16 protein-coding genes are annotated in these 13,965 nt (G+C 53.3%); 15 read left to right on the top strand and 1 reads right to left on the bottom strand.

Annotation, left to right across the window (positions count from 1 at the left end; genetic code table 11):
• Together WFJ47_RS15810 and WFJ47_RS15805 are read left to right on the top strand one after the other, a co-directional pair.
• The coding region (locus WFJ47_RS15810; RefSeq protein WP_336764290.1) for a WGR domain-containing protein at positions 1-211 on the top strand (211 nt) is incomplete at its 5' end.
• Positions 212-758: 547 nt separating this feature from the next.
• Complete coding sequence (locus tag WFJ47_RS15805; RefSeq protein ID WP_062810091.1) at positions 759-1,664, top strand: replication protein RepA; 906 nt, start codon at positions 759-761, stop codon at positions 1,662-1,664.
• 833 nt (positions 1,665-2,497) lie between these two features.
• On the opposite strand, the gene WFJ47_RS15800 is transcribed toward WFJ47_RS15805, so the two are convergent.
• Positions 2,498-3,448, bottom strand: coding sequence for a DUF6602 domain-containing protein (locus WFJ47_RS15800; protein ID WP_075624467.1), 951 nt, complete (start codon positions 3,446-3,448; stop codon positions 2,498-2,500).
• Between the two features lie 202 nt (positions 3,449-3,650).
• Here WFJ47_RS15800 and WFJ47_RS15795 point away from each other — a divergent pair, with 202 nt between their 5' ends.
• The 13 genes from WFJ47_RS15795 (at position 3,651) to virB10 (ending at position 13,907) form a co-directional block, all read left to right on the top strand.
• On the top strand, positions 3,651-4,220 hold the full coding sequence (locus WFJ47_RS15795; RefSeq protein WP_007284612.1) for a recombinase family protein: 570 nt from the start codon (positions 3,651-3,653) through the stop codon (positions 4,218-4,220).
• Between the two features lie 497 nt (positions 4,221-4,717).
• Entirely contained in the window at positions 4,718-5,080 is a 363-nt protein-coding gene (locus tag WFJ47_RS15790) for a hypothetical protein (protein ID WP_061487204.1), read from the top strand.
• 73 nt (positions 5,081-5,153) lie between these two features.
• Positions 5,154-5,849, top strand: coding sequence for a lytic transglycosylase domain-containing protein (locus tag WFJ47_RS15785; RefSeq protein ID WP_010665814.1), 696 nt, complete (start codon positions 5,154-5,156; stop codon positions 5,847-5,849).
• A 3-nt stretch (positions 5,850-5,852) separates the two neighbouring features.
• Positions 5,853-6,176 carry a TrbC/VirB2 family protein gene (locus WFJ47_RS15780; RefSeq protein WP_007284448.1) on the top strand — a complete coding sequence of 108 codons (324 nt, stop codon included), beginning with the start codon at positions 5,853-5,855 and terminating at the stop codon, positions 6,174-6,176.
• Positions 6,177-6,179: 3 nt separating this feature from the next.
• Complete coding sequence (locus tag WFJ47_RS15775; RefSeq protein WP_010665815.1) at positions 6,180-6,503, top strand: type IV secretion system protein VirB3; 324 nt, start codon at positions 6,180-6,182, stop codon at positions 6,501-6,503.
• Positions 6,503-8,875 (top strand): VirB4 family type IV secretion/conjugal transfer ATPase, encoded by a 2,373-nt coding sequence (locus WFJ47_RS15770; RefSeq protein WP_007284447.1) that lies wholly within the window; start codon positions 6,503-6,505, stop codon positions 8,873-8,875. Before WFJ47_RS15775 ends, WFJ47_RS15770 begins: the two co-directional genes overlap by 1 nt.
• Before the next feature lie 16 nt (positions 8,876-8,891).
• Positions 8,892-9,578, top strand: a complete 687-nt coding sequence (locus WFJ47_RS15765) for a type IV secretion system protein (RefSeq protein WP_007284446.1) — start codon at positions 8,892-8,894, stop codon at positions 9,576-9,578.
• Entirely contained in the window at positions 9,575-9,985 is a 411-nt protein-coding gene (locus WFJ47_RS15760; protein ID WP_007284445.1) for an EexN family lipoprotein, read from the top strand. The genes WFJ47_RS15765 and WFJ47_RS15760 overlap by 4 nt, the downstream gene beginning before the upstream one ends.
• A gap of 44 nt (positions 9,986-10,029) precedes the next feature.
• Positions 10,030-10,950: a type IV secretion system protein gene (locus WFJ47_RS15755; protein WP_007284444.1), complete on the top strand. Its 921-nt coding sequence runs from the start codon at positions 10,030-10,032 to the stop codon at positions 10,948-10,950.
• Between the two features lie 38 nt (positions 10,951-10,988).
• Positions 10,989-11,159, top strand: coding sequence for a type IV secretion system lipoprotein VirB7 (locus WFJ47_RS16590; protein WP_158306040.1), 171 nt, complete (start codon positions 10,989-10,991; stop codon positions 11,157-11,159).
• Entirely contained in the window at positions 11,156-11,845 is a 690-nt protein-coding gene (locus tag WFJ47_RS15750; protein WP_007284443.1) for a type IV secretion system protein VirB8, read from the top strand. The genes WFJ47_RS16590 and WFJ47_RS15750 overlap by 4 nt, the downstream gene beginning before the upstream one ends.
• On the top strand, positions 11,842-12,762 hold the full coding sequence (locus WFJ47_RS15745; RefSeq protein WP_007284442.1) for a TrbG/VirB9 family P-type conjugative transfer protein: 921 nt from the start codon (positions 11,842-11,844) through the stop codon (positions 12,760-12,762). The genes WFJ47_RS15750 and WFJ47_RS15745 overlap by 4 nt, the downstream gene beginning before the upstream one ends.
• Positions 12,759-13,907 (top strand): type IV secretion system protein VirB10, encoded by a 1,149-nt coding sequence (virB10, locus tag WFJ47_RS15740; protein ID WP_336764274.1) that lies wholly within the window; start codon positions 12,759-12,761, stop codon positions 13,905-13,907. Before WFJ47_RS15745 ends, virB10 begins: the two co-directional genes overlap by 4 nt.
• The last annotated feature ends 58 nt before the right edge of the window (positions 13,908-13,965 follow it).

Raw genomic sequence — 13,965 nt, 5'->3', positions numbered from 1 at the left:
GGAGCTGAATGAATGGCGCTTTTATGCGATGTCCGTTCAACCTGACCTGTTCGGCGGCGCGGCGCTCGTGCGGCAGTGGGGCCGGATCGGCACGACGGCATCGCAGTGTCTCGATCTTTATCCGGACGAAGGTACGACCATCAATGCGCTGTCGAAAATGGTCCGTTATCGGCAGAAACGCGGCTATACGCTCGCCGTTGGTCAGGATTAACTCAGGGGCAGTGTGGTTCCTGCATGGCCCTGCGACAAACTCCATTCATTGAGCGAGCTGGCACAACCCGTCAGCACTGCTTCACGACCTGCCCTCCCTGCCGTGGTGGGAAGACATTTGGGATTCCAATGAGTTCGCACGGAGCAATTACTGGCCGGGATGGAAAAAGCTCTGCACGGATCTGTACGAAGAAATTTCTGACAGTAAGAGCGCATCGAACATTCGGGAGTCGATCGAAAGCGGTGAGCATCCGCTTTTGAAAGAAATCGAGAACGCAGCCCTTCTAGGAAAGCTCGATACGTGAAACAGTTCGCCTGTCACTTCAGACCAAATACATCTGTTGTGCAAAATTTATATGATCTCAGGCCCGCGCATATTGGATGGTGGCAAGTTTTTTCGTTTGTCCGCAAATGAATAATAATAAAATCTGTTTCCATCACCTGCACCGAAACGATAACGTCGGATCAGAATCATCAAGCAGACAAACAAGCCTTGCGTCACACGCGATATGCTGAACAACGTAGCAGGGAAGAGAGGGATCGGACGAATGAGCAAACGCAAATCACCGCCTGAACAGAGTGAGCTTGTGCTTTCTCCGACAACCGCGCGCGTCATCCAGCTCTCGGCCGAAATCCAGGCAACACCGCCTGACGACATTGAGTTCATGCACACGGTCCTCTGCCAAGTCGGGCTCCCCCGCAAAAGGACGAAGGAAACGCGCTTCGAGCGCAACAATGGCAAGGCGTCCCTGCTCATTACAGCCGGCGAAATGTACAACGACGGTCATTGGGAAAAGCTCTTCGTTCCTTATGGGACAAAGCCGCGCCTGGCCCTCTTCCATATCAGCACCGAAGCCATCCGGACCAAATCGCGCACTGTCGCGGTCGGCCGGACCATCAGCGAATTCATGAAACGGCTGAACATCAGCCAGAACGGCCCATCCCGTGAGGCATTCAGGGCGCAGATGAACGCCTTATGCGCCTGTGAAATGAAGCTCGGGTATGGGTCGCGCAATCTGAACGCCCGACCGGTAGATGAATTCGATGCGTGGACCAAAAACCTCGCTAAAGACAGCACGATCGAGCTGTCCGAGAAGTTCTGGCACGAGTTGAAAGAAAACGCCGTCCCCCTTGATCCTCGTGCGCTTGAGGGCTTGCAGCATTCCGCACTGGCGCTCGACATCTATACGTGGCTTGCCCATCGGCTTCATCGCGTGCGGGGATCTGGCGAACGGCTTACCTGGTCCAACCTTCGGCTACAGTTTGGGCAGGAATATACGGACGACAAGAATTTCAAAAAGGCATTCCTGATAGCATTGAGGCAGGTTTCGGCTGTTTATCCGGATGCGAAGTTGGAGCAGGTTCGAACGGGTCTGAGGCTGATCGCATCGCCGCCTCCTGTCCCGAGACAGACAGTTGTCGCTTTTCAAAAAGTAATTGGATCAGGCGCTTAATCCAAAAATCCGGGGATAATGGGCGGTGCAATCACCACCCCTTGGACGGCGTGTCTCCCGGTTTATCACGGTGCAATCACCACCCTTTTTCGAGCGATCCCAGCCTCTCCGGCGCGGTGCAATCACCACCCTTTTTCGAGCGATCCCAGCCTCTCCGGCGCGGTGCAATCGCCACCCTTTTACATCCGATTCGTCTTCACAAGCAGACGGTGCAATCGCCACCCTTTTTCCAGCGCATCGCCGTAGAAAAGACGGTGCAATCACCACCCCTTTTATCCCCCTCACAGCCACCCAAAACACGGTGCAATCGCCACCCTTTTTGGAGAAAGGCTCGCCTCTGTGGATAAAAAAGTTATCCCGGTGCAATCGCCACCCGGATGCGGTGCAATCACCACCCCCAAAGACGGTGCAATCGCCACCCGTAAGGACGGTGCAATCGCCACCCCCCTAAAACCGGTATGATTCCCGATAAATAAACCGATAGGTTTTTCCGGTAGTTACCTGCGGGTTTCCGGTGGATTTGTGGACAGTCGCCCAAGGGCGAACGCTCGAAGCGTGTGGACAGCTCTTCGACCTGCCCACACGCTCCGGCTCTGACCACAAGTCCACCGGACAAGTTCAATAAGATTTTTTTGATAGATTTAAGGGAAGGACGCCGCTCGCCTTCGGCGCGGCGCCCTGTATGCTCATACCCGGCCTATAAGCCATTCTGACGCGAGTCTGATTTGTATCCGGATGTTATCCCCTATCGGATATGCTCGATCATCGTACAGGGCCTTCATCAGCCGTTGTAAGCCATGAGTCTTGCATGGCGAAAAGTTGGTAATAGGAAGTCACATCAAACAAGCATTCCACTCGTTCCAAATGTCTCCTTGAGTTAGCTCTCCCCGTTCTATTCTGAGGCACACTTCGTTCGAAAGGACGGATTGTGGCCAATACCGTATTGGTCCAGAGCCATCCCCCCAAAGGTTTGCAAGTCGATAATAATCAGCCAGATCTCGAACCGATGGATCGTTCCATGCGAGACGTTGCGTCAGGTAAGCGAGCATTCCGCCGACTGGCTGAAAATTTTTTCCAGATTCGCTGGTCGCACACGTCATCGTTGACACTGGTCCCCAATCCCCCCCGAAAATCGTCTCCAGCTCTGCTGTGTTAGTGGGTTGAAAAGCTGCCTTGTAGAAGGGCGCCACCAGTTCGCTCCAACAACCAACATCCGCTACGCAGATAAGGTCGATTACATCTGTGGGGTGCTTCGCCTGCTCCATTGCCTCCCGAACCGCCCTTGATACATTGTCCGCAGGTTTTGATGCTGGCGCTTTCCAAGCATGCGAATGCGCGAGGATTCCATAAACCAATGATGATCTGAGTTCTCGGAGTGGACTACCTTCACGGCGTGGGAAAAGAGCCTTAAAGGCTTGGCATCGCTCCGCTGACGCTGAAATATGCTCAGCCCGCAGGGTTGTTTTACATTCAAACACTGCGGCGACGCCGTTCGCGAGCCAAACCTTCTTTTCCTGAAGTTTGCGGGGATAGAACGGTTTAAGGACGAGAACATCAATCTGTGGGGACATTCTTCCGTCGGAACTGATAAGACGGCCCTTTGTTGCAACATGGTATGCGGGAGGAAGCCATTCTCGTAACAGCGTGGCCCAGTTTTCCTCGCCCTCATCGCCTGCCGTCCCAGGATCGTCGCACGTCTTTGCATAGATGCGATCATATTCGGACGCCATTTCGTGAGTAATCTGCGCCATGAAGGTATGAAGGTCATGTTCCGGATTTGTCATACGCTTGGTGATACCTAGTTACATAAAATCTTCGAATTACTTACAGTCGCCCAATCGACCGCAGATGACAAATTCCGTCTCATAAGACGATCGTTAAACGGACACTTTCAAAAGACGTGACAGCGGAACGAAAACCCTACACAAAGTTCGTCTCATAAGGGTGGTACGGTAATAATCTCAATAGAGGGGGGCTTTACGTTACATGATGCTGATCGGTTACGCCCGTTGCTCACGGGACACACAGGATCTGGCCGCGCAACGCGCTGCCCTCGCTACTCTCGGGGTGGATGAAGATCGCATCTATGTCGATTTTGGATATTCTGGCACGAAGCGGGAGCGGCCGGGTCTTGACCAGGCACTGGCTGCGGTAAGGCGGGGTGACACGCTTGTCGTGCCGAAGCTTGATCGCCTCGCCCGATCTGTTCCCGATGCGCGAAGCATTGCCGAAATGCTGACCTCCAAAGGGGCGAAGCTGGCAATCGGCTCGAACGTCTATGATCCGACTGACCCAATGGGCAAGATGTTCTTTAACGTCTTGGCAACATTTGCCGAGTTTGAAGTCGATTTGGTGCGACAGCGAACACGCGAAGGCATGTTAATTGCCAAACAAAAAGGTAAACTAAAAGGCAAAAAGCCAAAACTTAGCGTAAGGCAACAGCAAGAATTACGCAGAATGCACGAAACTGGTGAGTATTCTATCAGTGATTTAGCTGATGTATTCTCTATTTCTCGCCCAACAGTATACAGAACCATCAAACGAAACGTGGAATAATCGTTTATAACGCCTTTTTCCGTATTTATAATATCAGTACGAATATACAAAGTGATACAAATTTATTTTGAGCATGAACGGCATTTCAGCACCATTTTTGCCACGAAAAAAAGTGAAAATCCCACATATCAAATATCGTCGTTCACGCCTGATCGTTTTCTTTACATTTGTCACAATTCCGTTATGTTCGACAGAAGTCGAACGTAATTTGTTCTAAATTTCCACGGATTATCGCTGTTCGAGATCATTTCATCAGCCTGAACGACTTCTCGGACCAAGGCTTTTTTTGTTGCGGCTCGTGAGAAAAATTCGATATTTCTACAAGGCAAGATATTTCGATGCGGTCAGATCGCTGACGATCGGGTGTCTCAAACGAGAGGTTTCGTCCTTGCCATGCGAAATTCTTCGGCCTTGCCAAAACTTAACGCCCCGGTTTGTTTTCCTGCTGGGCCTCTCCGCGTTCAGGAGAAGGCTATTGTAGGAAGGGGGATTGTCACTTGCTGGAACCGTTCGAGCTGGCAGACATCAAGGCCGGACTTCGGGACGGCGGGAAAATTTTGGGCGTTTTCATCGTCGCACGACCGGACAGCGATGAAGGACCGGTCTTTGTGGTCTATTTCCGAGCGGACTGGACACAAAGCCGCACGTTCAGGATTCTTTCCAGGTTCCGAACCGAAGGCGTACGAACGTACAAGAATCTCGGCAGTCTCTATAAGACCATCCGCAGCATCGGCTACGACGGACGGATCACGATTTATCCGTCTGGCGACAACGCGCTTCATACGTTCGTGGGCGTCCTTCCTGAAGATCTCGGCGACCATCCCGCAGATATGGTCACGTCGGAAGGCGACAAAGAGTAATCTAAAAACCGCACACTTTGCTGCTGCCGCGTTATTATTACCGCTCGCAGCGGGCGAAGTGTGCGCGCAGCCTTTGGCAATAAAGGATTTCGGACAGCTCGCGCTGAAATGCGGTCCGAATGTCGCGCCTATTACTTTGGCCTCGATCGCGCAGACTGAATCAGGGTTTGACCCATTTCTGGTTCACGACAACAACACGAAAAAAGCGTTCAATCTGGAAACAGATGCCGAAGCTGCGGAGCTGGCAAGCCGACTGATCTCGATCGGCCATTCGGTCGATCTTGGGCTTATGCAGATCAATTCGCATAACCTGCCCGCTCTTGGATTACGGGTTCAGGATGCGTTTGACCCCTGTGTTTCGATAGGTGCGGCGTCGATTATCCTATCCGATACCTATGTTGGCGGTGAGAGCCACGAGGCGCAGCAGAAGGCGCTTCGGGTAACAATCTCCCGATACAATACCGGAGATGCACAGCGCGGCTTTACGAATGGCTATGTGGGCAAGGTGGAAGCATCTGCCCGCAAGGTTGTTCCTGCGCTCGATGTAGGCATGGGTCAGAGCGGCGTGCCGGCCGCTCCCCAGCCGCAACAGGTTGCTGTTCCTACTGATCCAAACGCCCCCCCGGTGTGGGACGTGTGGGGCAGCTTCGAATACAGCACAGCGTCTGACACCAAGAAAAAAGGAAATGATCCTCGGGCTTCAGATGCGGTGTTGTTTGTCCAGGCTAGGGATGGTTCGGCCGTTTTTCCTCAACTGAGCAAGGAATAAGATATGCTGTCGTCCAGTCATTACGTTGCAGTTCGTAGTCCACGCTTGAAGGCGGGTCTGGTTGCATGGGTGGTTTTTCTATCTGTTCTTCCGGCAGTGGCCCATGCACAGACTGTTTCTGGTGGTTCAACGCCCACACAGATGATTAACAATATCTGCACATTCATCTTGGGTGATTTCGGCAAGAGCATTGCTGTCGTCGTACTCGCGGCTGCCGGATTGATGCTGGCATTCGGCCGTCTTTCGTTGGGTATATTCGCCGGAATGGTTGGCGGTATCCTCTTAATGTTTGGCGCGGCCTATCTCGGGTCCATGGTTACCGGGTGACTCATGGAAAAATTGGAAGAAGACACCCTCTTTCTTGCAGCAACCCGTCCGGCGCTATTGGCAGGGGTCCCTCTGCCGGTAGCTGCACTATTGCTGACGATGATTGGGCTCATAATGGTCCTTCTTCAAAACCCACTATATGAAGCAGTAATGGTTCCGCTTTGGTTCGGATCGCGAATACTTGTCGCGAGAGACTATAATGCGGTTGGCGTGGTAGTTTTGTTTTTGAAGACGGCCGGACGTTCTTTGGATAGTTCCTTGTGGGGCGGGGCATCTGTCAGCCCAAATCCGCTGAAGGTTCATAAACGGGGGAGGGGCATCGTGTGATGTTTGGCAATCCCGGTTATGGCGAACGCTCAGGTGAGATTTATCTTCCGTATGTTGGGCACATTACGGAAAATGTCATTCTGCTTCGTGATGGATCAGTTATGGCAATGGGCTACGTCAAAGGCGTTCCCTTCGAGCTGGAAGATACTGTCGTCCGTAATGGCCGCAAGCGCAATATGAATACTGTCCTTCGGAATATCTCCGATGATAACGTAACAATTACGACTCACATGGTACGGCATTCGGATGTGCCGGGATTGCCAAAGACGCATTTTAGGTCAGATTTTGCGTCGAGACTTCATGAAGATTACAATAGAAGAGTTCTAAAAGATCGTTTGTTTAGAAACGACTATTTTCTCTCTGTTGTGGTGACTCCCCGGAATGCACTCGGCAAGATGGGCAGCAAGCTCTTTCGGGTGGGTAAAGGCGAGGCGACAGAGGCCAGTGACGCGACAGTCAGGCAGCTTGAAGATGTCTGGCAGATCGTTTCGTCTGCTCTCGACAATTATAGCGTGCGGCGCCTGGGGCTGCGTGAGCATGATGATGTCGTCTTCACTGAAATCGGCGAGGCATTGCGTCTCATCATCTCTGCACGCTGGATGCCTGTCCCGGTTGTATCGGGACATCTTGGAGCGTCCATTTACACGGATCGGGTAATCTGCGGCAAACGTGGCTTCGAAGTTCGTTCTCTGGATCGGAGCTATGTCGGTGGCATTTTTTCGTTCCGTGAATATCCGGCCAAGACCAGGCCCGGAATGTTGAATGCCCTGCTCAGTGTGGGTTTTCCCCTCGTGGTAAGTCAGTCCTTTGGCTTTCTGACACGCTCACAGGCTGATGAAAAGCTGACGCTGAAGGGTAATCAGATGGTAAGCGCAGGTGACAAGGCGACCAGCCAGATCGACCAGCTCACGGATGCCGTAGATAAGCTCATATCGAATGAATTTGTCTTCGGATCGCATCATCTTTCATTGGCAGTTTATGCTGATACCCTTGCGCAGCTAGGCGATAATGCTGCTCGTGCGCGGGCACGGCTGACCGATGCCGGTGCAGTAGTCGTACAGGAAGGTATCGGCCTAGAGGCCGCATTCTGGTCACAGTTGCCCGGAAATTGGGAGTACCGCACCCGTCCCGGCGCTATCAACAGCAATAATTTTGCCTGCTTTTCGACCTTTGACAATTTTCCGGCAGGAGCACGCGAAGGCCATTGGGGCACGGCAATCGCCCGTTTTCGGACGGATGGTGCGACGTCTTACGATTATGTGCCTCACGTCAAGGATGTGGGCATGACGGCGATCTTTGGCCCGATCGGCTCGGGCAAGACGACCCTGCTGACATTCATTATGGCGATGATGGAACAGGCGCTCTCTGAGGTGAACGGTGCCGTCGTATTCTTCGACAAGGATCGGGGAGGGCAGCTTCTGGTCCTTGCTACTGGTGGCACGTATCTTGTTCTCAAGCGTGGTGTTTCCTGCGGCCTTGCGCCGTTGCGTGGCCTGACGAACACGCCCGAGGATCGGGAGTTTCTGCGGCAGTGGCTCACCGGGCTGATTGAGAGTGACGGCAAGGACACGGTCTCGTCAGAAGATGCAAAGCGACTGCAACGGGGGATCGAACGGCAGATGTCCTATCCCGTCGAAATGCGCTCACTTGCTGGATTGCGCCAGTTCTTGATGCACGGGCCAGAAGAGGGAGCTGGTGCCAGGTTGGAACGCTGGTGCAGAGGCGGCGCATTGGGATGGCTGTTCGACGGCGAAACCGATGAAGTGGATCTGTCGAGTGCCATAACAGGCTTCGATCTGACGGCTTTTCTCGATCATGACGAAATATGCGCCCCGACGGCTGCGTATCTGCTCTATCGGATCGAGAAGGTGGTTGACGGCCGACGTTTTCTTATGAGCTGCGATGAATTTAGGGCCTATCTTTTGGACCCGAAATTTGCCGCTGTAATCGACAAGTTCCTGCTGACCGTTCGTAAAAACAACGGGATGCTGATTTTGGCGACACAACAGCCGGAGCACGTTCTGGAATCAAAGCTGGGTTCGTCGCTCGTTGCGCAGTGCATGACAAAGATTCTCTACCCGTCTCCCACGGCTGACCGGCACGCCTACATCACGGGACTAAGCTGCACCGAGGGCGAGTATCGTGCTGTACGGGAAGGGATGGTGGGTGATCCCAAACGGTTTCTCATGAAGCGGGAAAACGGCAGCGTCATTTGTGAATTCGATCTGTCCTCCATGCCGGAATACATCGCGGTACTGTCCGGCCGCGCCAATCGAGCGAATTTTGCCGAACGGTTGAGGGCAGAATACGGGGCCGATCCGAGCCAGTGGCTCGACCATTTCATGGCCCGTTACCACGAAGCGAAAGACTGAGGCGAGGGAGGGCACGATGAAGGCATATAGTCTGGTTGCAGTGGTATGGTTTTCTCTCATTGGAGCGGATGCCGCCCATGCGCAGGTAGCTGTATTTGATAATGCAAGCATTGCGCAAAGCGTCACCAATACCACAAATGAAATCAATCAGATGATGGACGAGCTGAAGCAGCTACAAGCGCAATATCAGCTCCTTCAGAACATTCCGAATGTTGCAACGGGGATGCTGACGACTTTCAACAGCGCCAATCTGCAAAATCCTCTGCCGACAGTTACACAAGCAACCGGTCAGATCACGGGAGCAACCAATACACTGAATAGCTATGGTCAGTCATTTATGAGCCTGAACAGGTATTCAGCTACGGGAACAGATCCAGTTGCGCAGTCATATCAGCAGAGAGAAACTTCTTTAGCAAACATTCAAGGTATAGCAGCGCAGAACCTTGATTCTATTAACCAGCGCCTCGCTTCGCTTGATGAAATGAAGCAGGAACTGTCGAACGCAAAGGATATTACGCAGGTCAGCACGATTAACGGTCGGATAGCCGTCGAGAATCAGGCCATCCAGGCACAGGCGGCTGCGGCCCAAAATCTTCAGACTCTCTCTATGGCGCAGATCCGAAATCAGGAATTGCAGGAGCAAGAGGCGGCGCGGAAGGACGACGAAGCGACCGCTGCTTATTTCCCTGCGGCCATCCAGTGAAGGGATATGCTGTGAACGGTTACAAGACCCTTGTTGTGGCATCTTTGGGCGTGCTTGCGAGTGGTGTGGCTTCTGCTCACCCGTTACCCAATGCCGCGGAGCATACAGTGGAATGGTATTCATCGCACGCGGCCGAACGGCGTCAGGTAAACCGTGAGTGCATGAACGACCGGACGTATGAGAATTATCCGGATTGTAGGAATGCCGTTGCGGCTGAGACAGGTGCCGAAGCCCCGGCCCAGCCAGCAACGGACGACATGACGCAGCCGGGTTATTACGTGGACAAGCGGCAGCGTGACATCGTGCTGGCTTTGTGCGGGGTGAACCATCCTCCCCCGGCCGCCGTATGTAGCGCAGCAAGAAACGCAGCCTCGGCAGCCAACAAAAAGGGAAGCGGTCGGCAATAGACGTGAACTTAAAGACGGTGCGCCGTTGACGCGGGGTAAAGACTATGACGACGCCATTTGAAGACTTCGACACAAGCCTACGGACAGCTTTTTCGACCGGGACATCGAATGTCATCAGCCAAGGACTGTCTGCTGTGGCGTCCCCGTTCACGGCGTTGATTGTTCTGTGGGTGATTGTCCAGGGCGTACTCGTCATGCGTGGTGATCTGGATGCCAGACGCGGCATATCAAGGATTATTCGGGTGACGCTAGTTTCCGCATTCATCTTGGAAGCTGGCATATACAACGGTTACGTCGTGAATCTTTTCCAGACTGTGCTTCCGACTTGGGCTGCGAGTTCGGTATCCAGCTCTACGGCTTCGACACCTAAATTGCTGGACGACATCTGGAACAGCCTCGTCAATTATTCGGCAACAATAGATAAGCAACTTCATTGGTTTCAGGTTGTCGATCTGATTGAGCTGGCAATGATAGCGATCGCAGATGGTGCGATGCTGACAATAGCTTTTGCCATCTACATCTGCTCAAGCCTCATGACTGCGGTGATTCTGTCTCTCGGTCCATTCGTCATTGCAGGTTTCCTATTCGATGCGACAAGAAATATTTCCGAACGATGGATAGGAAAGCTGGTGGGCCTCGCTCTCCTGTCATTGCTTGTTGATGTTACGATGATAATCGTGGCGACAGGCATACGGACTTATATGTTGGCCTGTAATCTTAATGCAGTTTCTGCTGCGGGAACGCCGGGTATTGCCATTCAGATTATGGAACAGACGGCGATGTTTATTGCCGTATCGACCTTTATTCTTATTTCGTTGCCGGCTGCTGCTGCTTTTATCGGCGGGGGAGTATCGCTCAATCCTGCTGGGGCAATCCTGAATACAATCATTGGCGGCGCAACGGGTGGTGTTGGGACTGTCGCAAAGGCAGGGGCCAACATCGGCAGGAAGTCTTCTAATAAATAACTAAGTTAAGTTTTAACATTACTAGGGGAGTAAGACGGATGGCAAAGATCCGTATAAGTATTTCTGTACTCATGCTCTCTGTTTTATCGGCGTGCGCAAGTCACGATCCGGTCCCAAAATGCAAAGGACCGACATTTGCTCTGAACTCGGGGCACTGGAAACCGACAGAAGCGGACCTCAAAAAGCCAAAGGAGATTGGGCATAAATGACAGATCAGAAATTTGTCCCGCCCGTTCCGAAGGAAAAGATGGCGGAATATTATGAGCAGGTCGAGAATTTCCAGAAGTCGCGAGCGCGCGCGGTCGTCAAGATCAATAAGTACCTGACGATCGGCTTAGGAATTTCATTGCTGGCTAACGTCGGCTTGGCCTGGTCGGTTGCTTCGCTGTTGCCGTTGGAAAAGCTGGTGCCCATGCCGTTGTGGGTTCGCCCGGACGGAACGGTTGATAGCGAGATCTCCATGTCACGCTTGCCGAAGACAATGGACGAAGCAGTCGTCAATGCAGCGGTGTGGCAATATGTTCGGCTGCGCGAGGGCTATACATATGCCACGGCGCGCTATGCCTATGACACGGTTTCTCTCATGAGCAACGAACAAGTCAGAGAGCAATATCAGTCGTGGTTTAATTTCCCCAACCCCAAGAGCCCACAGGTAACGGTTGGAAAAAGGGGCCAGATCGACGCCGAACGTCTGTCTCTCGCTCCCATTGGCAATAACGTCATTCAGGTGCGCTTCCGGCGCATTGTGTCGATGGAGGGAGCGCGCCCACAGACGACGACCTGGACCGCGACTGTGCAGATTCAGAGGGTCACGGATCTTCCGGCCAGTGCCCGCTTGGCAAATCCGGGCGGTGTGATCGTCACGTCCTATCAGTCGTCGGAGGATGGGGTATGATTCAGCGTCTCGCAGTTGCTGCCTTCCTTGCAGCGACCTCTCTTTCGGTCGTGCCCGCATTTGCAGAGCAAGACCCTCTACCCAGCCGTCATGACACGCGAATGCGGTACGTGCCTTATGTAGCGGATCAGGTTGTTCATCTTTCGACTGCCGTGGGGGCGACACTGGTGGTTGGTTTCAGTCCTCATGAAACCGTCGATCGCGTCGCAGTGAGTGACAGCATACATCTGAAGGCAGCCCCGGCAGGGAACTATCTTTTCTTCAAAGCGACACAGGGGCTTGGCCTTCAGCCTGTTATCGTGTTGACACGAAACGATACCGGTGCCGAGCGGCGATACGTCTTTGAAGTGACGACAGTTGCAAGTGCGTCGCTCGCGAATGCGACGGACGGCGTTTACTACAGCGTGCAGTTCACTTATCCCGCTGATGAAGCCGCAGCGCGTCGTGCAGCCGTCCTGGCCCGGCAGCAACAGGAGCGGGCTCAGGCCGAGGCACGAGCAAAAGAGTTGGAACTTCAGCTCGCGCATGAAAGGATGGAACGGGAAACAAAAGACCCGAATTTCGGTCCCAAGAATTGGAAATACATTGCTCAGGGTGATCGTTCTATTCTTCCTATCGAAGTATGGGACAATGGAAACATCACTGTTTTCCGGTTTCCGGGGAATGTGCGTCTTCCCTCGCTTTTCACGATCAATCCGGACGGCAAAGAAGCGACTGCCAATTATAGCGTGAAGAACGATCCGGCTGGGTGGGGAACACTGATGATTGCCGATCATCTCGCCCCAGCATGGCGTCTGCGAGATGGAAACACCGTCTTGTGCGTCTTCAACAAGGCATTTGATCCGGTTGGTCGTAACCCAGGCACAAATACCATCAGCCCGAACGTGGTCCGCACGCTGAAGGAGGCCGCCCAATGAGCGACGAACAAAACAACAATAGTGGAATTAACGACGGCGGCTCTCTCGTATCAAACAACAATCGACGCGAACTAAACGCATGGCAAAAGGTTGGCATTTTCATACTCGTTGTCGTAGTTGCGCTGGGTTTTATTTGGCTTCGTGCTCTCGATAGAGCGAAGAAAACAGAGGAACAGAATAATCAGCCTGTCGTAGCGGCTGGGACGCACATGCGCAGCGCACCGCTGACACCGCCACCTGCTCTTACAGACCAAAATCTGCCAATGCCGCAGCAAGCTCCGCAGCGGTTTTTTATGCCTGCGCAAGCAACGCATCACGAGGTAACGCCGGCAGAAAGCCCGATTTTTGCCGCGTCAGGAGGCTCGGGGGGAAGCTCTGCACCTCAGCCCGCGTCTGCGCAGGAATCTTCCAAGACGGTGACGGTCAATGGAGCACAGCCCCCGGCCGGACAAGATCCGCAGGGGGATAGGTCACTGGCCGTTCGGCTAAAGCCGACAGTGTTGGAGGAAGCGCGCGCGCGGTTGCTTCCGCACCCGGACTTTCTGGTTACGAAGGGGACAATTATCCCGTGCATTCTTCAGACCAAGCTAAACACTCAACTCGCCGGATACGCGAAATGTGTGATTCCCCTAGATGTGCGGAGCACAACGGGGAATGTGGTTCTCATGGACAAGGGGACGATTGTCACCGGTGAGATGCAGCACGGTTTAATGCGCGGTGAAGACCGGGCATTCGTGATTTGGGATCGGGCAGAGACACCGGAACACGGCATCATTGATCTTGCATCACCCGCGACGGGTGAGCTGGGCGAGAGCGGTGTTAAAGTGACGGTGAACAATCACTGGTGGTCGCGCTTTGGCAGCGCCATTCTTCTAAGCGTGATTCAGGGTGGTCTCGATGCCGGGGTCGAGCTGGCATCCCGGGTTGGTAGCAACAATAGCGGTGCATACTTCAATTCATTCCAGTCAAACGGGCAGACAGTCGCGAATACGGCGTTGCAAGCGGACATCAATATTCAACCAACTGGAGAAAAAGCACAGGGAAAGACGGTCGCTATTTTTGTCGCGCGCGATCTTGATTTCTCGGACATCTATGACCTGAAGCCAACTAGCTGGGCAGCGGCCACGATTTCACCCAGCGCATAGCCCTGGTTGAAATGCGCGGCTTTCTTGATCTTCGCGACCAGCTCCGCCGGCATCGGGG

Source organism: Asaia sp. VD9 (assembly GCF_037150015.1).
Classification (GTDB): Bacteria; Pseudomonadota; Alphaproteobacteria; order Acetobacterales; family Acetobacteraceae; genus Asaia.
Note: the sequence above shows the minus strand (reverse complement) of the source record. Positions and strands in the feature narration are given on the sequence as shown.